The sequence below is a fragment of the Actinomycetota bacterium genome (assembly GCA_019347575.1).
Classification (GTDB): Bacteria; Actinomycetota; Nitriliruptoria; order Nitriliruptorales; family Nitriliruptoraceae; genus JAHWKY01.
In genome coordinates, this window is record JAHWKY010000006.1 from 14,099 (window position 1) to 39,488 (window position 25,390).

General features: G+C 71.5%; 24 protein-coding genes. 15 read left to right on the top strand and 9 right to left on the bottom strand.

Going from position 1 to position 25,390, the window contains the following annotated elements:
- Window positions 1-72 precede the first annotated feature (72 nt).
- The 3 genes from KY469_05145 to KY469_05155 all read left to right on the top strand — a co-directional run bounded on the left by KY469_05145 (window position 73) and on the right by KY469_05155 (window position 3,666).
- Complete coding sequence (locus KY469_05145) at window positions 73-2,124, top strand: hydantoinase/oxoprolinase family protein (protein ID MBW3662468.1); 2,052 nt, start codon at window positions 73-75, stop codon at window positions 2,122-2,124.
- Between the two features lie 115 nt (window positions 2,125-2,239).
- Window positions 2,240-2,758, top strand: a complete 519-nt coding sequence (locus KY469_05150) for a hypothetical protein (GenBank protein MBW3662469.1) — start codon at window positions 2,240-2,242, stop codon at window positions 2,756-2,758.
- Complete coding sequence (locus tag KY469_05155) at window positions 2,713-3,666, top strand: HTTM domain-containing protein (protein MBW3662470.1); 954 nt, start codon at window positions 2,713-2,715, stop codon at window positions 3,664-3,666. Before KY469_05150 ends, KY469_05155 begins: the two co-directional genes overlap by 46 nt.
- Here KY469_05155 and KY469_05160 read toward each other — a convergent pair.
- Together KY469_05160 and KY469_05165 are read right to left on the bottom strand one after the other, a co-directional pair.
- A complete protein-coding gene (locus KY469_05160) occupies window positions 3,548-4,624 on the bottom strand; it encodes a hypothetical protein (protein MBW3662471.1) in 1,077 nt (358 codons plus the stop codon). The genes KY469_05155 and KY469_05160 overlap by 119 nt on opposite strands.
- Window positions 4,621-6,321: a copper resistance protein CopC gene (locus KY469_05165; protein MBW3662472.1), complete on the bottom strand. Its 1,701-nt coding sequence runs from the start codon at window positions 6,319-6,321 to the stop codon at window positions 4,621-4,623. The genes KY469_05160 and KY469_05165 overlap by 4 nt, the downstream gene beginning before the upstream one ends.
- Window positions 6,322-6,464: 143 nt before the next feature.
- On the opposite strand from KY469_05165, the gene KY469_05170 reads away from it, so the two are divergent.
- From KY469_05170 to KY469_05185, 4 genes are all read left to right on the top strand, one after another.
- Window positions 6,465-7,265 carry a hypothetical protein gene (locus KY469_05170; protein MBW3662473.1) on the top strand — a complete coding sequence of 267 codons (801 nt, stop codon included), beginning with the start codon at window positions 6,465-6,467 and terminating at the stop codon, window positions 7,263-7,265.
- Window positions 7,266-7,498: 233 nt separating this feature from the next.
- Window positions 7,499-8,419 (top strand): alpha/beta hydrolase, encoded by a 921-nt coding sequence (locus KY469_05175; protein ID MBW3662474.1) that lies wholly within the window; start codon window positions 7,499-7,501, stop codon window positions 8,417-8,419.
- A gap of 4 nt (window positions 8,420-8,423) precedes the next feature.
- Window positions 8,424-8,630, top strand: coding sequence for a ribbon-helix-helix domain-containing protein (locus tag KY469_05180; protein MBW3662475.1), 207 nt, complete (start codon window positions 8,424-8,426; stop codon window positions 8,628-8,630).
- Window positions 8,627-8,995, top strand: a complete 369-nt coding sequence (locus KY469_05185) for a type II toxin-antitoxin system death-on-curing family toxin (GenBank protein ID MBW3662476.1) — start codon at window positions 8,627-8,629, stop codon at window positions 8,993-8,995. The genes KY469_05180 and KY469_05185 overlap by 4 nt, the downstream gene beginning before the upstream one ends.
- Here the strand turns inward: KY469_05185 and KY469_05190 are convergent.
- Together KY469_05190 and KY469_05195 are read right to left on the bottom strand one after the other, a co-directional pair.
- Window positions 8,992-10,143, bottom strand: coding sequence for an acyl-CoA dehydrogenase family protein (locus tag KY469_05190; GenBank protein MBW3662477.1), 1,152 nt, complete (start codon window positions 10,141-10,143; stop codon window positions 8,992-8,994). The two genes, KY469_05185 and KY469_05190, sit on opposite strands and share 4 nt — an antisense overlap.
- A gap of 60 nt (window positions 10,144-10,203) precedes the next feature.
- Window positions 10,204-11,928, bottom strand: coding sequence for an AMP-binding protein (locus tag KY469_05195; protein ID MBW3662478.1), 1,725 nt, complete (start codon window positions 11,926-11,928; stop codon window positions 10,204-10,206).
- Between the two features lie 203 nt (window positions 11,929-12,131).
- Between KY469_05195 and KY469_05200 the strand changes: the two genes are divergently transcribed.
- From KY469_05200 to KY469_05210, 3 genes are all read left to right on the top strand, one after another.
- Window positions 12,132-13,337, top strand: a complete 1,206-nt coding sequence (locus KY469_05200; GenBank protein MBW3662479.1) for an acyl-CoA dehydrogenase family protein — start codon at window positions 12,132-12,134, stop codon at window positions 13,335-13,337.
- Window positions 13,338-13,382: 45 nt separating this feature from the next.
- On the top strand, window positions 13,383-14,855 hold the full coding sequence (locus KY469_05205) for an AMP-binding protein (protein ID MBW3662480.1): 1,473 nt from the start codon (window positions 13,383-13,385) through the stop codon (window positions 14,853-14,855).
- 153 nt (window positions 14,856-15,008) lie between these two features.
- Complete coding sequence (locus KY469_05210) at window positions 15,009-16,160, top strand: S8 family serine peptidase (protein ID MBW3662481.1); 1,152 nt, start codon at window positions 15,009-15,011, stop codon at window positions 16,158-16,160.
- An 86-nt stretch (window positions 16,161-16,246) separates the two neighbouring features.
- Here the strand turns inward: KY469_05210 and KY469_05215 are convergent, their stop codons facing one another.
- The gene (locus KY469_05215; protein ID MBW3662482.1) at window positions 16,247-16,516 is read right to left on the bottom strand and encodes a hypothetical protein; all 270 of its coding nucleotides are present in this window, start codon (window positions 16,514-16,516) and stop codon (window positions 16,247-16,249) included.
- A 44-nt stretch (window positions 16,517-16,560) separates the two neighbouring features.
- Complete coding sequence (locus tag KY469_05220) at window positions 16,561-17,571, bottom strand: acyl-CoA dehydrogenase family protein (GenBank protein ID MBW3662483.1); 1,011 nt, start codon at window positions 17,569-17,571, stop codon at window positions 16,561-16,563.
- A 214-nt stretch (window positions 17,572-17,785) separates the two neighbouring features.
- On the opposite strand from KY469_05220, the gene KY469_05225 reads away from it, so the two are divergent.
- The 3 genes from KY469_05225 to KY469_05235 are packed head-to-tail and all read left to right on the top strand — an operon-like array spanning window position 17,786 to window position 21,122.
- A complete protein-coding gene (locus KY469_05225) occupies window positions 17,786-18,991 on the top strand; it encodes an acyl-CoA dehydrogenase family protein (GenBank protein MBW3662484.1) in 1,206 nt (401 codons plus the stop codon).
- Window positions 18,969-19,859 (top strand): enoyl-CoA hydratase, encoded by an 891-nt coding sequence (locus KY469_05230; protein MBW3662485.1) that lies wholly within the window; start codon window positions 18,969-18,971, stop codon window positions 19,857-19,859. The genes KY469_05225 and KY469_05230 overlap by 23 nt, the downstream gene beginning before the upstream one ends.
- A gap of 36 nt (window positions 19,860-19,895) precedes the next feature.
- The gene (locus KY469_05235) at window positions 19,896-21,122 is read left to right on the top strand and encodes a CoA transferase (protein ID MBW3662486.1); all 1,227 of its coding nucleotides are present in this window, start codon (window positions 19,896-19,898) and stop codon (window positions 21,120-21,122) included.
- 75 nt (window positions 21,123-21,197) lie between these two features.
- Here the strand turns inward: KY469_05235 and KY469_05240 are convergent, their stop codons facing one another.
- A complete protein-coding gene (locus KY469_05240; protein ID MBW3662487.1) occupies window positions 21,198-22,028 on the bottom strand; it encodes an LLM class F420-dependent oxidoreductase in 831 nt (276 codons plus the stop codon).
- Window positions 22,029-22,116: 88 nt separating this feature from the next.
- Complete coding sequence (locus KY469_05245) at window positions 22,117-22,869, bottom strand: alpha/beta hydrolase (protein ID MBW3662488.1); 753 nt, start codon at window positions 22,867-22,869, stop codon at window positions 22,117-22,119.
- Between the two features lie 119 nt (window positions 22,870-22,988).
- Between KY469_05245 and KY469_05250 the strand changes: the two genes are divergently transcribed.
- Entirely contained in the window at window positions 22,989-23,657 is a 669-nt protein-coding gene (locus KY469_05250; GenBank protein ID MBW3662489.1) for a TetR/AcrR family transcriptional regulator, read from the top strand.
- 3 nt (window positions 23,658-23,660) lie between these two features.
- A complete protein-coding gene (locus KY469_05255; protein ID MBW3662490.1) occupies window positions 23,661-24,689 on the top strand; it encodes an acyl-CoA/acyl-ACP dehydrogenase in 1,029 nt (342 codons plus the stop codon).
- Between the two features lie 9 nt (window positions 24,690-24,698).
- Here KY469_05255 and KY469_05260 read toward each other — a convergent pair whose 3' ends face one another.
- Window positions 24,699-25,385 (bottom strand): ABC transporter ATP-binding protein, encoded by a 687-nt coding sequence (locus tag KY469_05260; GenBank protein ID MBW3662491.1) that lies wholly within the window; start codon window positions 25,383-25,385, stop codon window positions 24,699-24,701.
- Window positions 25,386-25,390 lie beyond the last annotated feature (5 nt).

Genomic DNA, 25,390 nt, shown 5'->3' on the forward strand with positions numbered 1-25,390 from the left:
CTGGGCACACGTCACTGCACCCAACCATTCAAGTTCGCGTGAGGTGGGGGTCGGCTGGGCGCGGGTGCGCTGATGGGGTACCGGGTCGGGATCGACGTCGGTGGGACGTTCACGGACCTCATCTGCGTGACACCGGATGGCACGGTGGTGCTCGACAAGACCCCGACGACCCCCGACGACCGCAGCGTCGGCGTGATGAACGGGCTGGCGCAGCTCGCCGAGCGGTTCGGGCTGGAGGTCGGGGCCCTCGCAGCGCAGCTCGACCTGGTCGCGCACGGCACCACCACCGCCGACAACACGATGATCGAGCAGGACGGGGCGCCGACCGGGCTGCTGACGACCGACGGGCACCGCGACGAGATCGAGCTGCGACGCGGCTACAAGGAGGACATCTGGGACCCGGCCGCCCCGCCCCCGTTCGCCATCGCGCGCCGGCGGGCTCGCATCCCGATCCCCGAACGGCTCGACCACGACGGCAACGTCGTGCTGGCGCTCGACGAGGACGCGGTACGGCGGGGCGTGCAGCGGCTCCGCAAGCTCGGCTGCACCTCCATCGCGGTCTGTTACCTCTACTCGTTCGTGAACCCCGAGCACGAGCTGCGCACCCGCGAGCTGATCCTCGAGGAGTACCCCGACGTCGACCACATCTCGCTCAGCCACGAGGTGCTCCCCAAAGCGCCCGAGTTCGAACGCGTCTCCACCACGCTGGTCAACGCGTACGTCGCGCCCCGCCTCGCCGCCTACCTCGAGCGGCTCAGTGACCGCCTCCGGGAAGCCGGCTACACCGGCCAGCTGCTCATCATGCAGTCGACCGGCGGCGTGATGACGCCGGAGTACGTCTCGAGCCGCGCGGTGACGCTGCTCGGCTCGGGCCCTGCGGCGGGGGTGCTCGGGGCGGCACGAACGGCGGACCGGGCCGGCATCACGGACTTCATCAGCATCGACATGGGCGGCACGAGCTACGACGTAGGGCTGGTGCGGGGCGGGGCGCCGGAGGTCTCGACGTTCTGGAACTGGCGCCACCGCTACTACGTCGATATCCCGATGGTCGACGTGCAGGCTGTGGGAGCGGGTGGTGGGTCGATCGCCCGGGTGGTCGCGGGAGCGCTCCACGTCGGACCGGGATCCGCAGGCGCCGCGCCCGGACCGGCGTGCTACGGGCGCGGCGGAGACCGTGCGACGGTGACCGACGCAGATGCGGTCCTGGGTTGGCTGCCGAGCTCGAGCTTCGCGGGTGGCCGCATACAGCTCGACCTCGACGCGGCGGAGGCGGCCATCGCGCGCGACGTCGGCGCTCCGCTGGGACTCGACGTGACGCAAGCCGCATGGGGCATCGAGCGCGTGGTGAACGCGAACATGGCCAACGCGGTCCGGCGCGTGCTGAGCACCAAGGGCCTCGACCCGCGCGAGCTGGCGCTCGTCGCCTACGGCGGCAACGGGCCGGTCCACGCGTGGGCACAAGCGCAGGATCTGGGCATCGATCGCGTGCTGATCCCGCGCACCGCCCCAGCCTTCAGCGCGCTCGGCCTGCTCGTCGCGGACTACGTCGTCGACCTCGCCCGGGCCTACGTGACCTCGCTCGAGGAGGCCGATCCACTCCGCATCGAGCGACTCGTGACCGAGATGCGCGACGAGGCCGACAAGGAACTGGCGCCGGCGAACCTCGACCCGGAGGCTCGGTCGGTGACGGCGTACGCCAACGTCTGCTACCCGGGGCAGAACTTCGACCTCGGGGTCCCGCTCGAGGCCGGCGCACCGGACGTCGGGGCGGTCACCGAGCGCTTCCACGAGTTGCACGAGGCGGACCGTGGCTACTGCTTCCGCGACCAGCGCCCGCTGCTGCGCAGCGTCCGGCTGGTGGTGCGGGGCGCGACACCGAAGCCGACGGCTGCGACGACCGACGGCACCGTCACCGACCCACGGGACGCGACGACGGGCAGCCGGGATGCGTACTTCGGAGCTGGCTACGTCGCGGCCCCCACCTACGACGGGCCCGCGCTCGCGTCGGGTGTGCGTGTCGACGGTCCCGCGCTGATCGAGGAGGCCTTCACCGTGGTCGTCGTGCCGCCCGGGGCGCATCTCACCGTCGACCAGCACGGCAACTACGACCTCCGGCTGCGATGATCGAACCGTTGAACCGGATCGTCCGGTTCAACGGTTCAATTCAACCTTCGGCGGGTGGCAGGCGTGGTGACGGCGGGACGGTCGGGGCGGTGGTGACGGCGGGACGGTCGGGGCGATGGTGACGGCGGGACGGTCGGGGCGGTGGTGGGCGCGTCGCGTCGTGTCCGCCATGGTCGTCGCCGCGCAGCTGGTGCTGATCGTGCGCGCGTACCACGCCCCGCAGCGCCCCTTCGGGTTCCAGATGTTCCCCGAGTCGAGCGACTGGCGCGCCGACATCGTCCGCGTCACCTCCGACGGGGAGCGCCACCCGATCGACGACGGCAGGTGGACCTATCACTGGTCCGAGCTCGTCCGAGGCCACGGGCTCGGCCGCCCCGAAGTGCGCCACCACGCGTCCGCCGGGCTGGACTCGACGCTCCACCTGTTCCGCGCGGCGCTCGACTGGGTCGCCGCGAACACACCCCGCGACACCGAGACCCGCTACCTCGAGGCGACCGTGACGACGTGGCACAACGGCGGCGCGCCCCGGACCATCCTCGTGCGATCCGACGAACGGTGCTCAAGTAGCGGAGCGGTAGCACGACCACGGTGCGTCACGGCACCGACGGACACCACCGCGACCGGGACGCGATGATCGCCGAGGGGGTCCGCCGCTGGAGCACACGCATCGACGCGACCGTCGATGTCCGCCACCTCGCGTGGCTGCGCGTGGCGCTTGGTCCGATCGCGCTGCTGCACCTCGCGCCGTTCCTCCGGGATAGCCTCGGCGGCACCACCTACCGCGACACGTTCCACCTCCCCTACGCGAGCTGGTACCCCGAGCTGCCCGAGCCGGCCTACGTGGCGCTGCTGTGGCTGGCCGCAGCCGCTGCGGTCCTGCTCACGGTCGGTCTGCTGTCGCGCCCCGCCGCCGCCGTGACCGCCGGCGTCGTCGCGTACAACCTCTTCATCAGCCAGACGCACTACTCGAACAACCGAGCGTTCCTGCTGATCCTGCTGGTGGGTGCGGCGGCCCTGCCGCTGGGTGGCGCGTGGTCGGTGGACGCGTGGTGGGCACGTCGCCGCGGGCGGAAGCCGCGCACGACGACGCGTGCGTGGATCGTCGATCTGCTGCGGTTCGAGGTCGCGGCGGTCTACCTCGCCAGCGGGTTCAGCAAGCTGATCGACCCCGACTGGTGGGGCGGGACCGTGCTCGCCATCCGGATCGGGCGGGGCGCCGAGGAGGCCGTCGCGGCCGGTATCCCGCGCTCGCTGGTGGACCTGCTGGCCGATCCGACGACGACGTGGTGGGGCGCCAAGGCGGTCGTGCTGACCGAGCTGTTCATCGGGCTCGGCCTGTGGTTCCCGCGGACGCGGCCCGCCGCGGTGCTGATCGCCGTGCTCTTCCACGTCTCGATCCAGCTCACCGCCGACGTGGAGGTGTTCACGTGGGCGGCGCTGGCGGCGCTGCTTCTGTGGGTTCGGACGCCCGCCCTCGCCGCACCAGATCCACCAGCCCCGCCACGGCCAGCCCGATCGCACCCGCGACCAGCACCCGCGTGACGACGTCTGGGAACGCGAACGGCAGCACCGGGGCGGTCAGCACGCCCAGGTTCTGCAGCGCGTAGGCGAGCGTGGCGAGCCCGGCCAGACCGGCGAGCAGGCGCGCGTCCTTCGGACGGCTCCCCCGCAGCATCACGGCAAGCACGCCCAGGAGTGCGGCCGCTGCTGCGACGATGAGATGGGTGGTCGCGACGGACCGGTCGACCTCGGCACCGAGGTAGCCGCCGATCGCCGCGGCCACGGCCACAGCGGCGCCGGCAGCGAGCACGAGGTCGGGGCGCGCCCCGCCACGCACGAGCAGTGCGAGAGCGGCGGCGCCCGCGACCAGCAGGACCAGCGACGGCACGATGGGGGCTTCGTCAGGCAGCCACACCAGCTCGCCCGCGACAGTCAGGGGCTCCCCATCGACGATCAGCGGCACCTCCCAGCGCTCGAACACCACGACCGGTCCGCCGTCGGCGGCGTGCACCGACTGCGGAGGCTCAGGCGACATCCAGTGGATGCGGTGGTCGTGCCAGGCGTGGCTGGCGCCCTCGCCGATGACCTCGAACGCCGGCTCGGCATCGACGGCGGCACCGGGCGGGGCGATGGTTCCCGCGTCGAGGAAGCGCGAGTCGTTGAGGTAGTACGCCGGCGAGCGCACGTTGACCAGCACGGTGCCGTCGGCCTCGATGCGGACGTACGGCTCCTCGTTCCGCCCTCCGTCGCCGTAGCCGAGGATGACCACCTCGACGCCGGGGCGCGCGGAGACGCGCAGGAACGAGTCGCCGCCGAGCACCTCGACGTCGATGCCGTCGGCGTCCGGTTCGATGTCCAGCACGCGTGAGCGGTAGTTCGTGGGGCCGGCGGCGTCCGCGAACACCGGCGTCGGTGCTCCGAGCACGAGCAGCGCCCCGAGGACGACGGCGAGCACGGGGCGGGCGACGGGGATCGAGCTGGCTCCTCGGACGCGGTTCACGGGTTGACGACGACCGGGATGGTCGCGGCGAGATCGCCCTCAGGACCGAGGTGCACCCGGAGCACGATCTCCCACGCGCCGGCGATCGAGAGTTCGTTGCCGGTGAGAACCCAGTGCCCTGGTCCCGCGGACGGTGGGGTCCGCTCGATGGGACCGATGTCGCGTATGGGCAGTCGCAGCATCAGCGTGACTCCCTCGGCATCGCCGACGGGGCGTCCGGTCGCGTCCAGCAGGTAGAGGTGGATCTGGTTCGTGCCGGCGCGGTTCGGATCCACCACCAGGTTGACCTCGTAGCCCTGACCGACCGGTTCGTAGACCGAGAACGCCCCGCCGATCCCCGCCGCCTCGGCGGCGGGTTGCAGGTTCACGAGGACGCCGGTGACCAGCAGCACGAGCGCCAAGCCGGCCACCTCGAGCCGGACGGTGCGGCGGAGCGTTCGCCACCCGGCTGCGTGAGTCGCGTCGCGGTGGCCGGCGTCCCCGCTGCCACCCGCCGGAACCGCCACCTGATCACCGACCACCGCGGCGATCGAAGGCACGAGCCGACGGTTGTTGTACGCCCCGAGGGCGATCACCAGCGCGGCCACCGCGAGCTTGACGATCAGGACACGGCCGTAGGTGGTCGAGGTCAGCGCACGCAGCGCGCGCACCTCCACCCACGCCAGCGCGACGCCGGCGGCGACCACGCCGACCAAGGACCCGGTCGCGAGGTCCGAGAAGCGCTTGAGCAGCCCGGCCGACACCACCGGATCGGACTCGGGACCTCGTTGCCGCAGCACGATCGCCAACGCCACCAGGCCACCGAACCACACCGCTCCCGCCATGAGATGGACGACATCGGCGATCACGACCACCCACTGCGGGTCGGTGGTCAGGGTGTGGCCCTCGAGCACGAACGACAGGGCTGCCACGACCGCCACCACGAGGGCGGCGACGCCGAGCCGCGACCGGGCGAGCAGCAGCAGCGCCACCAGCGCAACGACACGCACGAGGATGCTGGCCCCGTACCACGACCCGACCGCATCCCCCAGCGCCGATGCGTTGGTGAGGACCGACACACCCAGACCGGTCTCCAACGCACTCTGCAGGGGCACGGCGACGAGCGCCAACCCGATCGCCATCCACCCACCGAGCCGCAGCAGCCTCGACAGGCGGTGGCGGTCCTCGAACGCGCGGCGAGTGGCCAGGACGAGGAAGGCGGCCACACCGGCGACGAACAGCGTCGCGGCGTAGTTCAGGCCGCGAGACAGCGTCGCGAGGACGGCCACGCCTCGGTCACGGTCGCCCGCGAACAGATCGGACAACAGCGATCCGTCGACCGGACCTGCAGCACCGATCGTGAAGACGAACGCGCCTTTGAGCGGGTGGCTGTCGGCGGACGTAGCCCGCCACGTCACGATGTAGGTGCCGTCGGGGAGATCCTCGGACAGGTCGGCCGAGACGGTGGCACCGGTGGCCACGACCTGACCGAGCGGCACGCGTTCACCGTCGCGGTCGAACAGCCGCAGTCCGCCGGTCGGGACGCTCACGTCCTCGTTGAAGCTCAGCGCCAGTTCGTCCGGCGCCTCCGCGACCACCTCGCCGTCCGCCGGGTCCGTGCTGCGCAGGATGGCGTGCCCGGACGCTGAAGCCGCCCCGACCAGGAGCACGGCGACTCCGAGGAGCAACGCTACGACGACGCGGCGGAGTGCACGCACCCGCGGTTCACCTCTCAACTCGGCGCGGAGGCCCGATGCTACGCGCCCCTGCCACCACCGCCGTTCACGGCAGCACCCATGGCCGACGCCGTCTAGCGACGAGCGCTCCCCTCAACGAGGAGCGGCCTCGCTACGTTCCGGCGATGCCCCTGCTCGTCCCTGCCTTCTCGTTCGCCCCGCTCGCGCCGCTCGCCCACGGCGGGGCCGGGGCGGCGTGGCAAGCCGTCGTGACCGGCCTCGCTCTGGGTGTGGGCGTGGTCTTCGTGCTGGTCGTGATCGGACGGGTCGAGCTCGACTCTGCGGGCGACCTCATCACACCTCTAGCGCTCGCGCTGGTCGCCGGATCGCTGGCGACCACGGCACAGACCGTGCTGTCCGACTGGGTCGGCTACGCGATGATCGCGGGCGGCCTGACGTTGCTCGCGCTGGCGCTCGTCGCCTCGATCGATCGGTTCGGGCTGCGGCGCAACTGGTCCGTCGCGGTGACCTTCGCGGCCCTGGCCGCGATCCCGACGATGCTGTGGGGGGGCACGCTCAACGCCGAGGTGCACCCACCTGAGGAGCCGCAGAAGGCGCGGTTACCGGATCCGGGCGATGCGGTGTTGTCGCTCGCCTCCCCGGAGCCGGGTGGCACGGTTCCCGCTGGCCAGGTCGAGTTCACGTTCACCGTGACGGGCGGCAGCATCGGGCCGCGCATCGGCAGCCAGCCGATCCCTCCTCCCGACGATCCCCAGGGCTTGGGCCACGTGCGTCTCTTCGTCGACAACCGTCCCGTCACCACCTCCGATGAGGATCGCTGCAGCGTCGCTGCGCCGTGCCGCGAGGTGACCTTCACCACGATGCTGACGGCCGGGGCACACCGGGTCACGGCCGAGTTCGTCGCGTACGACGGGGCGCAGTTCGCCCCGCTGGTCGCGGTGGTCACGACGATCACGGCCGAGTGAGTGCTCAAGGGGCCGCAGGCCGGTAGCACGACCGAGTGTGCTCAAGCAGGCCGCAGGCCGTTAGCACGACCGAGTGTGCTCAAGGAGGCCGGAGGCCGTTAGCACGACCGAGTGTGCTCAAGGAGGCCGCAGGCCGTTAGCACGACCGAGTGTGCTCAAGGAGGCCGCAGGCCGTTAGCACGACCGAGTGAGGGCACGGTTAGCCTCACCCCTCCTGTCGCCCGGAGTCCACCGTGCCCGACCGCTGGCAGCACGTCACATCGTTCGATGGCACCCGTGTCGCGTGGCGACTCGATGCGCCAGCCGACAAGATCACGAAGGCGCGCACAGTCCGAGCCAGCGAGATCGCGGTGGTGCTCTGCAACGGCATCTCGTGTGACCACAGCTACTGGAACCACGTCTGGGGCCCGCTGGCCGAACGCGCCCCGCTGCTGCGCTGGCACTACCGCGGCCACGGGCGCAGCGACCCGCCCGCCGACCCGGACGCGTACCGAGTCGTCGACGTCGTGCGTGACCTCGAGGTGGTCACCCGGGAGAGGGGCATCAAGCGCGCGGTGCTCGTCGGGCACAGCTACGGCGTTCAGATCGCGACCGAGACGCCCCGCCACCTCCCCGATCTCGCCGCGGGCATCGTCTGCGTGGCGGGTACCTACGGCCACCCGATCATGCGGTTCGGGCCGTTCAACCCCGGCGTGAAGGTCTTCGACGTCCTCCACGCCACCACCAAGCTCCCGGGACTGCCGGCGCTGACGCGCGCGGCGATGCGCTCACCGATGGCGTACTGGGGGGCTCGCGCCATCCGACTCATCGGCCCACACGCGCCCCGCGACGACATGCGCCAGTGGTTCGACCACCTCGCTCGCCTCGACATGGGAGTGATCACGCGCATGATGCGGGGCATGCAGGAGCACACCTCGGAGGACCTCCACGAGCACTACGACGTCCCGGTCGTGACGATCGCCGGAGGCAGCGACTGGGCGACGCCGACCCGCATCCTGCGTCGCCTCGCGGAGCGCGCCCCGCACGGCCGCATGGTCGAGGTCGCCGACGGCAGCCACGTGCTGCCCATCGAGCACCCCGACGTCGTCGTGGAGGAGGTCCTCCGCCTCCTCGACGAGGCCCGTTTGACGCGTGGTACCACTTCGGTACCATAGCGTCATGGCTATGACGCTCCGCACCGATGACGAACTCGAGCACGCGCTCGACAAGCTCGCCGAGGCCGAAGGCCTCTCCAAGCAGGAGATCATCCGCCGAGCTGTGCTCGAACGCTACGAACGCGCCGGACACGCCCAGCGGGTCGGCGAGGCGACCGACCGGATGCTCGACCGCTGGAGCGATGTGCTCGACCGCCTCGGCTCGGTGTGACCGAGGTCGAGTACCTCGACCTCGAGGATCTGCTCCTGATGGTGCGGCGGGCGGGGCTCGGACGGGTCCGGGACGTCGGGCTCCTCGACGCGGCGGTCGCCCGCCCGCGGTCGACCGCGTTCGGTGAGGACGCGTATCCCACGCTCGAACTCAAGGCGACCGCTCTCCTGCATTCGCTCGTGAAGAACCACGCGCTGGTGGATGGCAACAAACGGTTGGCGTGGTTGGCCACGACCGTCTTCCTCGATCTCAACGGTGCCACCGTCGAGCTGACCGCCGACGAGGCGTTCGACCTGGTCATGGCGGCGGCGGTCGGCGATCTCGACGTCGAGGGGATCGCGCAACACCTCGGGAGTCGCGGCTAGCGGGGCAGGCCGAGGAGGCGGTCGGCGAGGATCGTGCGCTGGATCTCGGACGTGCCGCCGGCGATGGAGGCGGCCCGGGACCACAACCACTGGCGCTGCCACGCCTCGTCGTCGGGGAACAGCTCGACCGCGAGCGCGGACAGGTGCTGGGTGAGCGTGGTCCAGGCCAGCTTGACCCGGCTCGACTCCGCGCCAGGGGTCTCGCCGCGGCTGAGGCGAGTCATGGTCCGCAGGTTCGCGAGGGCGAGCAGGCGCAGCTCGGTGTAGACCTGCCCGAGGTCCTCGGCGACGAGCAGGTCGTCGAGCCGCCCGTCCTCCGCGGCCGCTCGGAACAGCCGATCGAAGTGGACCTCGTGGACGACCTGCTCCTTGAAAGGGAAGTTCACGCCCCGCTCGTAGGCCAGCGTGGTGGCGGCCACCGACCAACCGTCGTCGACCGCGCCGACGACGTGGTCGTCGGGCACGAACGCTGACTCGAGGAACACCTCGCTGAACTCGGCCTCCCCGGTGAGCTGTCGCAGCGGCCGCACCTCGATGCCGTCCGCCTCCATATCCACGATGAGGTAGCTGATGCCGGCGTGCTTGCGCGCGCCGGGTGCCCCGCTGGGGCTGGGGGCGGTGTCGGGGTCCGTGCGGGCGAGGCAGATGCCCCAGCGCGCGACGGTGGCGTAGGACGTCCACACCTTCTGGCCCGTGAGCGACCAACCACCCTCGATCCGCTCGGCGCGGGTGCGCAGCGCCGCGAGGTCGCTACCGGCGTCGGGCTCGGAGAACAGCTGACACCAGATCTCCTCCGCCGTGAGGATCGCGGGGAGGAAACGCTGCTTCTGCGCGTCGGTGCCGTGCGCGAGCAGCGTGGGACCGGCGTGGGACAGCCCCACCCGGTTCACGGGCTGCGGGGCGCCGGTGCGGGCGTAGGCGAGGTTGAACAGAGCGACCTCGACCGGTGTCGCGCCCCGACCCCCGTACTCCTCGGGCCAGTCGATGCCCACCCAACGGTCGGCGGCGAGCCGGGCCTGCCACCGCCGTCCCCAGGCCACCGCCTCGGCGTCGTGCTCGAAAGGGGGCGGCGGGGTGTACTTGGCGTCGAGCCACGTGGCCGCCTCCGCCGCGAACGCCTCCTGCTCGGCGGTGAACGACAGATCCACCTCAGCGGCCCTCCACGGAGTGGGAGCGAACTGGGGCGCATACGCACAGGTTCGCTCCCACTACAGCTCCCAGAAGCGATCACGACCGTGCTGCTCGAGCGCGACGCGGAGGTCGCCCTCGTCGGCCGTCGTGAAGGGACGGAACGCATCGGCGCCCCGCTCGCGGATCCACACCTCGTCGTCCCCGACCAGGTCCGAACGCCACTTCTGGGTCTTCAGGATGCGGGTGATCACCTTGGTGGTGGCGGTCTGCGGCAGCTCGCGCGCGAGACGGAGGTAGCGGGGCCGCCACTTCGGCGGCAGGTCGGGCTGACCGTCGAGCCACGCCGCGAACGCCCCGGGATCGAACGTCGCGTCGTCGCGCAGAACGAGCGCGACCATGAGCTGGTCGCCGGCTTCGGCGTCCGGTACCCCGTACGCCGCCACGACGACCACGTCCGGATGACGTCCGATCGCCTGCTCGACCGGACCGGTGGGGAAGTTCTCGCCGTCGACTCGCACCCAGTCGTCGGCGCGCCCCGCGAAGTAGAGGAACCCGTCGGCGTCGATGTAGCCGAGGTCGCCGGTCCAGTACCAGCCGAACCGGGTCGCGGCGGCGGTGGCATCGTCGCTGCCGTAGTAACCCTCGAACGGCCCGCCGCCGGCGGTGTTGACGATCTCGCCGACGCATTCCTCGGGGTTCAGCAGCCGTCCCGTCTCGTCGAGCCGTGCTCGCGTCAGGTCGTTGCCATCGTCGTCCACGACCCTGATGTCGTGGGTCGCACGTCCCAGCGCCCCACGGGGCGTGTCCTCGTCGGGCACCAGACCGATGGCACCCTCGGTCGGTCCGAACAGGTCGGTGACCTCGACGCCGAACCGCTCCGCGAAACGCGCGACCGCCTCCGGCGAGCCCTCGTTGCCGAGTGCTCGACAGAGCGGGTTGTCGGCGTCGTCGGGGCGCTCGACGGTCGCGAGGATGTAGCTCAACGGCTTGCCGGTGTAGTTGAACCAGGTGGCGCCGTAGCGGCGCACGTCATCGAGGAAACGCGACGCGGTGAACCGGCGCGCGAGGCCGACCGCCGCCCCGGCTACGAGCGCCGGCATGAACCCGACCATGAGCGAGTTGGAGTGGAACAGCGGCATCGAGATGTAGCCCACGTCGTCGGGTTCGACCCCGAGGAGCAGGCGCATCCGCTCACCGGTCTGCAGCATCCGTCGCTGCGAGCAGATGACCGCCTTGGGGTCAGAGGTCGTCCCGGAGGTGAAGATCAGGCACCAGGGTGTGGCGATGTCGACGTCGCGGTCGATCAGCGTCATACCCGCGTCGTCGAGCGCCTCCTCAGCGGGTGTGCCGAGCACGTCCCCGGACGCATCCCAGCGGGTCACCGTGAGGTAGCGACCGACGGGCGCGTCAAGGCCATCGACCAGGGGCTCGGCGAGCGGGGCGGTCGCGGACTGGGCCACGACGATGCCCACGTCCGTGTGGCGGGCGTCTCGGACGAGTTGCTCGCCCTGCCGCGTCGGGTTGAGCCCGACCACGGTCGCCCCGACCAGCGCCGCCCCGCCGAGGATGGCGAGGTAGTCGGGGACGTTCTGCATCAGCACGCCGACGTGGAACGGGCCCTCGTCGGGGCGCAGCGACGCGAGCACGTTGCCCCAGCGACGGGACTCGTCGAGGTAGGTCGCGTGCGTCCAGGTGACCTGGTCGAAGCGGACGAACGGGCGGCCGCCCACCTCGCTGGCGTTGCGCTCGAGCAGCGCCCCGACGCTCGCCGCGGGCAGCGCGGCCTCTCCCGGTGCCGGCACCGTCCGCGATCCTGACATGCCTGTCACCCTACAGCGTGTGCCTCCGGACCCGCCTCCCGGGTCCACCTGCACCCACTGGCGTGCGCCCCGACCGAGCGTGTGCATCCGGACCCGCCGTCCGGGTCCATCTGCACCCACTGCCGTTGACCACGTCCGCCAGGCCCGACCGTACACTCCGACCTGACGGCGGCGTCAGGCAGCACGTGGAGGCGGGGCAGGACCTGCTCGCAGATAGCGAGGACCAGGCAGCACTGCGCGCGCTCGCCCGGGAGGTCGCCGAGAAGGAGCTCGCGCCCCGTGCCGCTGAGTGGGACGAGCAGGAGCGCTTCCCCGACGAGGCCTGGGCCGCGTTCACCCAGGCGGGCCTGCCCGCCATCACCATCGGCGAGGAGTACGGCGGGGCGGGTCTCGGCGATATCGAGGCGGCCATCGTGCTCGAGGAGCTGGCCCGCGCCGACGTCTCCAGCGCCATCCTCCTCCAGCTCATCTACAACGGCGCCCCGCGCGCCATCGAGCACCTCGGCACGGACACGGCCAAGGAGCACTGGCTCCCCCGAGCCGCCAGCGGCGAGTCGCTGTTCTGTCTCGGCATCACCGAGGCAGACGCCGGCTCCGCGGTCATGGAGATGCGTGCCACGCTGACCCCCGACCGCAACGGGTGGATCCTCGACGCCTACAAGAACTACGTCACCGGGGGGCACAAGGCCGACGCGTGTCTGGTGTGGACCCGCTTCCCGGGCAGCGAGGGTCCACGCGGGATCGGCTCGATCGTCGTCGACCTGCACGCCGACGGTGTGTCGGTCACGGGCACCCACAGGAAGATGGGCCTGCGGGGCGTGACCGAGGCCGAGCTCGCGTTCGACGGCGTCGCCGTCAGCCCCGAGGATGTCATCGTGCACGGCGACGACGAGTCCGCGTTCCGGACCCTGCTCGACCACCTCAACCACGAGCGTTGCGGCAACGCGGCGATGTGCATCGGCGCGGCGCACGGCGCGCTCGAGCATGCCGTGACCTACGCCAACGACCGGGTGATCGGCGGCCGCCGCCTCCGCGACATCCAGGGTCTGCAGTGGAAGTTCGCGGACATGGCCACCGAGTTGGAGTCCGCACGCCTGCTGCTGTATCGCGCGGTCGCGCTGGCAGGGCCGCACGGGACACCGCCGGCGCTCGAGACCGGGATGGCGAAGACCAAGGCCAACCTCGCCGCCAAGTACGTGTGCGACGAGACCATCCAGCTGCTCGGCGGGTACGGCTACTCGCGCGAGTATCCGGTCGAGCGCATCTACCGCGACATCCGCGGGCTCAACATCGGCGCCGGCACCGTGGAGGTCCAGCGCAACTACGTCGGCTCACGGGTGGCGGCGGGGCGCCGTCCGTCCGGACCCGCCTGGCGTGACATCCTGCACTGATGTACCCGGCACACTGACACGCCGACCACCGCCCCACGAGACCCGATGCCGCGCCCCGACTACGACCGCCCCGGCGGACCCTGGGACGTCCCGCCGCTGTCGCGGCTGCCGCGGTCCGGCGTCGTGGACGGCGACACCATCCTCGATCCCGACGAGGTGGACCGCCGTGTCGGCCTGGTCGCAGCCGGTCTGAGCACACGGGGCGTGCGACTCGGCGACCGCGTCGCGTGGCAGCTCCCCAACTGGTGGGAGGCGGTCGTGCTCTACCGCGCCTGCTGGCGCATCGGGGCGGTAGCCGTGCCGATCCACCACCGGGTCGGGCCGGTGACGCGGCAGGTGATCGTCGACCGCGTGCGGCCGCGCGTGACCCTCGTGGCATCCGACCTCGGCCCACCCGACGACGCGATCGAGGTCCGCGGAGAGGGCGACGGCTTCGGGGCGCTGTTGGACGGCGCGCCACGGGGCCACCCATCTCGGAGCCGGGACAGCGCCCCGGCCCCGCCGAACGACGCGGTGATCCTGGCGACCTCGGGCTCGTCAGGGGTGCCCAAGCTCGTGCGGCACACCCACCGCGGACTGGCGTACAAGGCACGGGCGATGGTCGGGGCGCACGGACTCGACACGACCGACGCCATCCTGATGCCCGCCCCGCTGTCGCACATCTCGGGCCTGCTTAACGGCGTGCTCATACCGGGGGCGGGTGGGTTGACCACGGTGGTGGAGGATCGGTGGGACCCCGACCGCGCGCTCGAGCTCATCTCGTCCCAGCGCGTCACGTTCATGATCGGGCCTCCGACGTTCTTCATCGACCTCATGGCCGCGGACGCGTTCTCACCGGGTCGGGTCGCGCCGCTGAGGCTCGTGTCGTGCGGCGGGGCGGGTGTCACGCCCGCGTTCGTGGAGGAGGCACGCGAGCGGCTCGGTGCGGTCGTCAAGCGCACGTACGGCTCGACCGAGGCGCCGACCGTCACGACGAGCCACGCCGACGATCCGCTCGACCGTGCGCGCGACACCGACGGACGCCCCGTGGGTGCGGCCGAGCTGCGCGTCGCGGGAGGTCGGGAGGGGGCGGGGCGGCTGCAGGTCCGCGGGCCGGAACTGTTCGTGGGCTACCTCGACGCCGCGGCACCGATCGACGAGGAGGGCTGGTACGACACCGGCGACCTCGCCCGGCTCGACGACGAGTGGGTGACGATCCTCGGCCGAGCCGACGACACGATCGTGCGGGGCGGCGAGAACATCAGCCCGGGCGAGGTCGAGGCGGTGTGCGCCTGTATCCCCGGAGTCCGCCAGGCGATCGTGGTGGGCTACCCCGACCAGCGGCTCGGCCAGCGCATCGGCCTGGTCATCGAGGCGGAGACCGACGTCGGTCTGGACACGATCACCCGAGCGTGTGAGGCGGCTGGGCTCGCGCGTTTCAAGACCCCTGAGCGGGTGGTGCGGCTCGACATCGTGCCTCGCCTCGACGCCGGCAAGCCCGACCGGCGTGCCTTGAGCGAGTTGCTTGCAGCGCGGTGAGCGACGCCGTGGGCGCCAGATCGCTGGTGTGCCTCCCGTTCGGGCCCGGTCCTTCGGCCGCCCGAGCCGACGGAGGGGGTCGGACGATCGTGGCACTGCCGGTCGGGACGTCTGGGCTCACCCAACCTGGACTCAACATCCAGGGAGCACGCCATGTCGCACATCCGTCGCCCGATGATCGCCACCGCGCTCACGGTCGCGCTGTTCCTCGCGATCGGTCCGGCCGCGAGTGCCGCCACCGACCCGCTCTGGGCCGAGCAGTGGGGCCCCCAGCAGGTGGACGCACCAGAGGCGTGGCCGACGTCGACCGGCGACGGGGCGGTCGTCGCGATCGTGGACTCCGGCGTCGACCTCGACCACGAGGACCTCGCCGCCAACGCCGTCGCCGGCAACACCTTCCTCGACTGCGGCGATAGCGGCTGTGGCAACGGAGACTGGGAGAGCGGCGGCGAGCCAGGACACCCGCACGGCACGCACGTGGCCGGGATCGCGGCGGCGGTCACCGACAACGGTGTCGGGATCAAGGGGGTCGCGCCCGACGCGACGATCCTGGCGGTACGCGTGCTCGACGAGAACGGCTCGGGTTCGTTCGAGGACATCGCGCGGGGGGTGCGGTGGTCCACCGACAACGGCGCCGACGTGATCAACCTCAGCCTGGGTGCGCTCCCGGGTGTCCAGGTGCTCGAGATGACCGGCCTGGTCTCCGATGTGCGGGATGCCATCGCGTACGCGACATCGCGCGGGGTGGTGGTCGTGGTGGCCGCCGGGAACGAGTCGTTCCCGCTGTGCGCGTCGCCGGCGTTCAACGACGGGGCGGTGTGCGTGACCGCGACCGATCAGCGCGAGGCGAAGGCCTTCTACGCCAACCAGGCGATCAAGCCCGATCTGCTCGCGGTGTCCGCCCCCGGCGGCTCGGGGCTGCCGCTGTGCGGCGAAGACATCGTGTCCACGGTCCCGGCCGGTGAGGGCGGGGCGTGCAGCTACCCCGACACGTACGACGAGTTCGCCGGGACCTCGATGGCCGCACCGCACGTGGCCGGCGTCGCCGCGATGCTTACAGCCACCGGCTGTGCCGGTGACGCCGCCGTGAGCGCGATCACCTCGACGGCCCGCAACCCCGTGACCGGTCAACGGGGGGCCTGGGACCCGGCTTACGGCTACGGCATCGTCGACGCCGACAACGCCCTCGCCGCCTGCCCCGTGACCGTGACCCAGGACGCGGATGCCGAACCTCGAGAGACCCCACGCTCCGGACCACCTGACGAACGCGACCGCCCGGATCGTGCTCGCGAACGCCCCGAGTGAGAACCGCGAGCCGCGGAGACCGCGCTCTCCGCGGCGGGCCCCGTGGGAACGCCCCAGCGACGATGCGGATGCAGCGTCGCAAGTTACTAGAAGGGGGGAGCGCCCCGGCCGGTGATCTCGATGCGGTGGTAGACGTCGGTGGGATCCGTGCCGGCGTAACGGGCCGAACCCTCGCTGCCGTCGGGGAGGCGCAGCTTCAGGTCGGCGTCCTCCGCCAGACCGAACCTGGCCGCCCCGCGCAACTCGCCCCACCACTCGTCACGGTCGCCGACGGGTTCCGCGCACAGATCCGCGTGTACCGGACCGAGCGCCGTGTCCCCGTCGCACAGCTCCACCATCCCACTCCAGGTGCGCACCACCCACCTCCGCCCGGCCAACCGGGAGAGCTTGCCACGGCCGCTCACCAGAGGTCGGCGCCCGCCTCCACCCGTTCGCGCAGCAGCCGGGTGACGCGGCGCCGGTGCAGCGTGGCGTCGCCGAAGAGCCGCGACGTCAACTGTGCGCGCTTGAGGTACAGGTGCAGGTCGTGCTCCCAGGTGAAGCCGACGCCGCCGTGGACCTGCAGCGCCCCGGCGGTCACCCGGCGAGCCGCGTCCCCGCACCACGATTTCGCGACGGACGCGGCCAGAGAGCGGTCGGGGGCGTCGGTCGCGACCGCCCAAGCCGCGTAGTAGGCGGCCGAGCGCATGCCCTCGACGTCGACGAGCATGTCGGCGAGCCGGTGCTTGACGGCCTGGAAGCTGCCGATGGGTCGGCCGAACTGCTCGCGCACCTTGGCGTAGTCGGTGGCCATCTCGAGGCAGCGATCGGCGGTGCCCAGCAGCTCCGCCGCGTGCAGCGTCGCGACGAGGTCGAGGAGGCGTCGGGCGCGGTCGGCTCCGGCGATCTGCCCCCCGAGGGATAGGTCGAGCCAGGCGACCTGGCGGGTCAGGTCCATCGCCGGCTCGGCCTGCGGCGCCCCGTCGCGCAGGTCGACCGCGGTCACGTGATCGTCGGTGACGTGCAGCGCCAGCGTCGCGTGCGGGGCGTCGACGGCCAGCTCCTCGGCGTAGGCGAGGCTGGCGGAGGTGGCGCCGGCGATGAGGTCGTCGTGCCACGGCCGCAGGGCCCCCACCTCGGCCGCGACGACCGCTGCGGCCGCCGTCGAGGTGAACGGGATCGGGGCGACGTGCCGGCCGACCTGCTCGGCGAGCACCGCCAGCTCAACGGCACCCAGACCCAGCCCACCGCTCTCCTCTGGGACCGCGATCGCGAGCCACCCCTGGGCCGCGACCTGCTGCCACAGCTGGTGGTCGAGACCAGAACCGTCCTCGACGACCTGACGGACGCGCTCGCTCGTCGCGAGCGTGCCGAGGAGGTCGCGTGCCGCGTCCCGCAACGCGACCTGATCAGTCGACAGCTCGAAGTCCACAGCCCAAGCTTAGGAACCGCTGGTTGTCCGGAACGAAACCCGCGCTGCGCGGTGGTTCCCGTTGCCCAACGGGAACCACCGCTGGCGAGGGTTTCGGGGAAGCCGCGCACGCACCTGACCAGGCCGTAGCGGCCCACTGCTGGCGAGGGTTTCGGGGAAGCTGACAGCGCTACCGACCAGGCTGGGAACTGCAACCCGTGGCAGGATGCGCCCCATGGACCTGTCGTTCAGCCCCGAGCAGGAAGCGTTCCGGACGCAGCTGCGCACGTGGCTCGATGCCAACCGCACGTGGGATGCGCACGCTGGACCACCGCGGTTCGACGACCTCGCCGAGGAGGTCGAGTGGCTCCGCGGTTGGCAACGGCGCCTGGCCGACGGCGGATGGGTCGGCGTCGCGTGGCCCGCCGACCACGGAGGACGCGGCACCGGCACCGCGGAGCACTACATCGTCCAGGAGGAGCTGGCACGGGCTGGTTCGCCGGAACTGGCGGGGCGGATCGGCGTCAACCTCGCAGGACCGACGCTGCTGGCGCACGGGACCGACGAGCAGAAGGCGCGGTGGCTGCCGCGGATCCTGACCGCTGAGGACCTGTGGTGCCAGCTGTTCAGCGAGCCCGAGGCGGGGAGCGATCTGGCGTCGGTGCGCACGCGGGGCGAGCGTGTCGAGGGTGGCTGGCGCGTGACGGGGCAGAAGGTCTGGACCAGCTACGCGCAGTTCGCCGACTGGGGATTGTGCCTGGTCCGCAGCGATCCGGATGCGCCCAAGCACCACGGCATCACCTACCTGGTGATCGACATGCACGCAGCCGGGATCGAGATCCGGCCGCTACGGCAGATCACGGACGAGGTCGAGTTCAACGAGGTCTTCCTCGAGGACGTGTTCGTGCCGGACGAGAACCGCATCGGCCGGGAGCACGAGGGGTGGGCGGTTACCCGCTCGACGCTGTCCCACGAGCGAGGTACGTCGCCTCGCCAGCTCGTCAAGCACCTGCAGCTGGTCGAGGAGCTCCTGCGGCTCGCGCTCGAGACGGGACGCATCGAGGACCCACGCATCGAGCAACGCGTCGCCACCGCGTACGCCGACGTCCGCATCTTCCAGCTGCACAACTGGCGCACGCTGTCGCGCCTCGAGAAGGGCCTCGACCCGGGTCCGGAGGGGTCGCTGCTGAAGCTGTACTGGTCGGAGCGCAGCCAGGACCTCCACGAGACGCTGATGGAGGTGCTCGGCCCGGCAGCACCGCTGTGGCACGGCGCCGACGCCAACCCCGGCGACGGGCGGCTGCAGCGTTCGTGGCTGTACTACCAGGCGGCGACGATCTTCGCCGGCACCAGCGAGATCCAACGCAACATCATCGGCGAGCGTCTGCTCGGCTTGCCGCGCGAACCCAGGAGGCACGATGAGCGACGAGACGACGCCTGACGAGGTCCACATCGGGACGGCGATGCGTCAGCGCCGTCTCGACGCCGTCTCCTACACGGTCGAGGACCACGTCGCCACGGTGACGATGGAGCGTCCCGGCAAGCGCAACGCCATGAACACCATCCTGATCGACGACCTCGATCGCGCCTTCGCGGACCTCGACGAGGATGACGAGGTCCGCGTCGTGATCGTCGCCGGCGCCGGCGACCACTTCTGCGCCGGTCACGACCTCAAGGGCATCCTCGATCCCGCCGCCGCCGATCACTGGCGCGAGATGCGCGAGACGGCGGAGGGCAAGCTGCGCCACGAGGAGGTCATGTTCTACGAGCGCTCGCTGTCCATCCGCGACTTCCGCAAGCCGACCATCGCCGCGGTCCAGGGCGCGTGCATGGCAGCCGGGGTGATGCTCGCCGCCATGTGCGACCTCATCGTGGCGGCCGATGATGCCTTCTTCGCCAACCCGGTGCTGAGGATGAGCGGGGCGGGGGTCGAGCTGCTCGTCGAGCCGTACGAGCTGGGCTTCCGCAAGGCGAAGGAGTTCCTGTTCACCGGGATGACCATCGATGCGCAGGAGGCGTGGCGCCTGGGGTTCGTCAACCGCGTCGTCCCGCGCGCGTCTCTGGAGTCAGACACCCACGAGCTGGCCGAGGAGGTCGCCAAGGTCCCGCCGATCACGGCGCAGATGGTGAAGCGGTCGATCAACGACGCACAGGATCTCGCCGGTCAGCGTCAGGCGTGGCGCAACCACTTCATGATCCACCAGTTCACCTCCAACACCCAGACCGCGCTCGGGATGCTCGAGAGGCGCAAGCAGGCGGGGTCGATGAAGGAGGTCTTCGAGCAGCGCGACGCCGGCGACGAGGGATGACCGCCGCCACCGCGAAGCCGTGACGGTGCGGTCGCCGTGACGGATGCCCCGCAGCCGCTCGCCGGCCTACGTGTGCTCGACGTCGGCACGCGCATCAGCGCCCCGTTCTGCGCCGCCATCCTCGGTGAGCAGGGCGCCGAGGTCATCAAGGTCGAGGATCCGCGGGGCGGGGACTTCATGCGCGGCATCGGTCCGTTCCAGGATGGCTACTCGCTGTGGTGGGCGGTCGAGGGAAGAGGTCGCAAGAGCGTCACCTGCGACCTGCGCAGCGAGCGCGGTCAGGAGCTGTTCCGTTCGCTGGCGGTGCATGCGGACGTCGTGGTCGAGAACTTCCGCCCCGGCACCGTCGAGCGCTGGAACATCGGGCCCGACGACCTGCCCGACCGCATCGTCTACGTGCGCATCTCCGCGTTCGGCCAGGACGGCCCGTACCGCGACCGCCCCGGCCTCGACCGCGTCGGCATCGCGGTAGGGGGTCTGCTGCACCTCACCGGAGAACCCGACCGACCCCCCGTCCGGCCCGGCATCACGTTGTCGGACTACCTCACGGGCACGTTCGCCGCCGAGGCTGCCGTCGCCGCGCTCTACGAACGCGATGCCCGCGGACGCGGACCCGGGCGGGAGGGTGGCAGGGGCGTCGGGCGCGTGATCGACGCCCCGCTGTACGGCTCCATCCTGCGCGTGCTCGAGTGGACCATCGCCGGCCACGACCACCTCGACATCGTCCGCAGCCGGCACGGCAACCGCATCCCGACCTCCGCCCCGATGGACAACTTCCCCTGCGCCGACGAGGTCGTGGTCTGCATCGCCGCGGGCTCGGATGCCAACTTCGCGCGCCTCTGCACCGCCATGGAGCGCCCCGAGCTTCCCGAGGATCCGCGCTTCATCACCCTGACCCACCGCGTCGAGCACAGCGACGAGCTGCACGCGATCGTCGGGGCGTGGTGCGCATCGCTGCCTTCCGAGGAGGTGGAGCAGCGCTGCCTCGCGAGCAACGTCCCCGCCTCGCGCGCGTACACCGCCGCCGACATCGCGACCGACCCGCACCTGGCCGCGCGCGGCGACGTCGTCACCATCGAGGACCCCGTGGTGGGATCGATCCGCCAGCAGGCGCCCTACCCCCGCTTCGACGGCGTGCCGCCGCCCGTCCCCCGCGGGGCGCCGCGACTCGGCGAGCACGACGACGAGGTGTGGGGCGGCCTCGTCGGCCTCAGCGACGCCGACCTCGCCGACCTCCGCGCCGCCCGCATCCTCCGAACTTGAATACCTGGGCACATCTGAGCGCTCCCAAGTATTCAAGTTCGTGATGCGCGGATGCGCCGTCGCCAAGACAAGGGGTCACAGCTCGGCGAGGGCGTGGAGCTGCTCGATGCACTCGGGGCGCGAGCCGTGGCGGAGGCGCACGTTGAGAGCGGTCGCCCCGACACCCCGATGCGCAGCCGCGACCTCGCGCACGTGGTCGGGGTCCCCGATGGGGTCGAGCAACTCGTCGGGGTGGAGCACCACGTCCAACCCGCGGCGGCGCCCCGTCCACGCGGCGGTCTCGCGGGCGGCATCGAGCAGCCCGCGGACCTCGTCGAGGCCGAGGCCGAACGGCACCCAGCCGTCGCCGAGCTCGACCGCGCGGCGCAGTGACCGCGCGGTGCGTCCGCCCACCCAGATGGCCACGTCGGGGCGCGGGGCGCGGGGGTCGATGACGAGAGCGTCGAAGGAGTAGTGCGCCCCGCTGTACGAGGGCACCGCCTCACCCCAGGCGGCGCGGATAGCGCGGATGGCGTCATCGGCACGCGCGCCCCGCCCGTCGAACGGCGCATCGAGCAGCGCGAACTCCTCCTGGAGCGAGCCGACGCCGACCCCGAGGATCACCCGGCCCCGGGACATCACGTCCAGCGTGCTGTAGCGCTTCACGATCGCGAGCGGGTGGTGGTAGCCGAGCACGAGCACGTGCGTGGCCAGCCGGATGTGTTCGGTCCGCCCCGCCAGGAACGACAACGTCGCCAGCGGGTCGTAGTAGCGCGCGCCCCGCTTCGTGACCGCCGACCGTGGCACGGCGACGTGCTCCGATGCGGTCAGGTGCTGGAACCCCAACTCATCGGCCACCGACGCGATCGCGACGACGTCGCCGGGTGTCGCGGTGAGCTCCCACTCGTTGTGCAGCCGCGGGTTCATCGTGACGACGGGAGTGACCAGCCCGACCGGCAGTCCCTCCACCGCGACCGACCACGGCGTGCCCGACAAGTCCAACGCGGGCACCCGGTTACGCCCCGAGCAGATCGAGCTCGGCGAGCGTGGCGACGAACCGGCCCGGGTGGCGGAAGACCCAGTCGTGATCGACGCGACCCCCGTCGGGTGAGGCGACAGCCAGGAACGGAGCGCGCAGCCGCAGCGCCAGCAGTTGTCCCCACGCCACCGGCAGCAGCGAGTCGTCCCGCGCCCACAGCACCGCCGCCTCGACGTCGGACGCCGCGACCGCATCGGCCATCGGTTCCATCTCGAGTCGGAAGCCCCACCACCCGGCCCGCGCGATGTTGCGGGGCCGCGTGACGACCGTGCCCACGAACGCGCGCGCCCCGGGCCCCGAGATCAGTGGGAGGAAGTGGCGGCCGGGGCGCCCGAGCCGGGCGAGATCGCGACGCGTCGGAGCGGTCATGGCGTCCACGAGGACGAGGCGCTTGACGAGGTCGGGTCGCTCGGCGGCGAGCACGAGCCCCAACGCGCCGCCGAACGAGTGCCCGATGACCGTGGCTGGTGGACCGCCGATGTCGACGAGAAGGCGTGCCAGCCCACCCAACGCCATCTCGATCTCCCAGGTCCGGTCGGGAACCCGCAGCCACCACGGCACGATGACCCGGTGGTGGGTGCTCAGCCGGTCGATCGTGCCCTGGTACGCCGATGGGGCGAGCGCGAAGGCGTGCAGCAGCAGGAGCGGCGGGCCGTCGCCTGCCACGACGGCCTGGAGCGCCGGACCGCGCCCGCGATCCGAGCCACCGACCGCGTGCACCTCGGTCATCGCTCCTTCTCGCCCGGGTGATCCTGGCCCATCGGCGCCGGCATCCCCACCGTCCGCCGATCCCGCGCGACGACCGTACCCGATTCCCTGACGGAGCTGTCAGGTAGGCTCCCGCGGCCATGGCGAAGAACGATGATGATGCTGCTGCCGGTCGCCCTCGCGGCGGCGCTCCGGCTCAGGAGCGCGAGCTGCGCGCGCAGGGCAAGAAGACCATGCGCAAGCTGCTGGACGCCGGCAAGCGCGTGTTCGCTGACCGTGGCTTCCACGCCGCGCGCGTCGACGACATCGTCAAGGTCGCCCGGACCAGCCACGGCACCTTCTACCTCTACTTCTCCAACAAGGAGGACCTGCTCCGAGCCCTGATCGACGCCGCCTCAGAGGAGATGGTGCAGCTTGCCGAGACCCTGCCAGACGTCGAGAAGGGAGCGCGCGGGTACGAGGCGCTGCGCGCGTGGCTCGACCGCTTCACCGACCTGTACGAGGAGCACGGGGCGGTCGTGCGCACGTGGATCGAGGCGGAGACGCGCAGCAACGACTTCGCTCTCGTTGGAGCGGAGGTCCTGGGTGGGTTCAGCGCTGCGCTCGCCAAGCGCATCGAGGCCGCCGATACCACCGGGGCGCTCGATCCTGGCATCGCTGCCGTCGCGTTCGTCGCGATGATCGAGCGCTTCTTCTACATCCGCACCGCGATGGGTCGGATGTTGCCCTTCGACCGCGACGCGACCCTGGACACACTGACGACGATCATCCACGCCGGGGTGTTCGGCGGGCAGCGCCGGAAGCGCTGACACTTGGACCTGACGGTCAGCGAGACGCAGATCGAGCTGCGGGAGTCGGTCCGGGGCGTCCTCGAGCGTGAGTGCAGCGCCGAGGTGCTGCGTCGTCGCATCGAGGGAGGCGAGCGCCCCGAGGCACTGTGGCAGCGGATGGTCGAGCTCGGCTGGCCGGCGCTGACGATTCCGACCGAGTACGACGGGCTGGGTTTCGGCTTCGCCGAACTGCTCGTCGTGCTCGAGGAGATCGGGCGCGCGGCTGCACCCGGGCCGCTCCTGCCCACGGTGACTCAGCTGCTCCCCGCGGTCGCCCGCGAGGTCGATCTGCTCGCGGACATCGCCGCTGGGAACCGCACCGGCAGTCTGGTGACCGGCGATCTGCGACTCGACGGCGACGCCGTGCAGGGCACGGCACGGCACGTGCTGGAAGGTTCATGGGTGGACACCTTCGTGGTCGTCGTCGCTTCCGAGGGCGACGCGACGGTCCACCTCGTCGACGCGACTCAGACGCAGCGGACCCCGGAGCAGACCGTCGACGCGACCCGCGAGCTCACCACGGTCACGTTCGACGCTGCTCCTGCCCGGCAGGTCGGTGGCCGCGATCTCGCCGAGGCGGTTCGGGATCACGCGACGATCGGTCTGGCCTGCGAGACGGTGGGGACGATCCAGCGGCTGCTGACGATGACCCTCGACTACGTCCGCGTCCGCGAGCAGTTCGACCGTCCCATCGGGTCCTTCCAGGCGGTGAAGCACCAGCTCGCCGACGCCCACGTCGCCACCGAGAAGGCTCAGGCCGTGACCTGGTACGCGGCGCTGACGGTGGCCGAGGACGATCCGCGACGCAGCCTCGCCGGGTCCATGGCGAAGGCTGCAGCGGGTGAGGCGGCCCGACTCGTGGCGGCGCGCGCGGTCCAGCTGCACGGCGGGATCGGCTACACGTGGGAACACGACCTGCACCTGTACGTCAAGCGCGCCCGCGCCGACGCGGTCCTGCTCGGCGACCCCGCAGCGCACCGCGCCCGGGTGGCGGACCTGCTCGGGGCCTGACCGTACGGGTCAGACGCCGAGGTAGGTCTCGGCGAGGTGGTCGGAAGCTTCGAGCTCGTCGGGCTCGCCGGCCCAGACGACCTGACCGCGGCTGAGGATGTAGACCAGATCCGCGAGCGCCAGCGCCTGCGTGGCGTACTGCTCGACCAGCAGGACGGTCCGGCCCTCTTGGTGCAGCGCCCGGACCGTGTCGAAGATGTTCGCGACGAGTAGCGGAGCCAGGCCGAGGGACAGTTCGTCGGCCATCAGCAGTACGGGGTCGCTGGCAACCGCGCGGGCGAGCGCGAGCATCTGCTGCTCCCCTCCTGACAACGTGCCCGCCGGTTGATCGACCCGCTCGGCCAACCTCGGGAAGTACCGCATCACGTCGTCGCGGCGTTCATCGTGTCCGGCAAGCGCGAGTTGGAGGTTGTCGGCGACCGTGAGGTTGGGGAAGATCCCGCGGCCCTCCGGGATCAGACAGATGCCGTCGAGGCTGCGCTGGTACGCCGGCGATCCGTCGAGGTCCTCCCCACGGATCCGGATCGAACCGGCGCTCGGCTCGACGAGACCCGCGACCGCCTTGAGGGTCGTCGACTTCCCCGCACCGTTGGGGCCGAGCAGCGCGACGACGCTCCCCTCGGGCACGACCAGGTCGATGCCGACGAGCGCGGGCAGCTTCCCGTAGTGGACGACGAGGTTCTCGACTTCGAGCAGGGCAC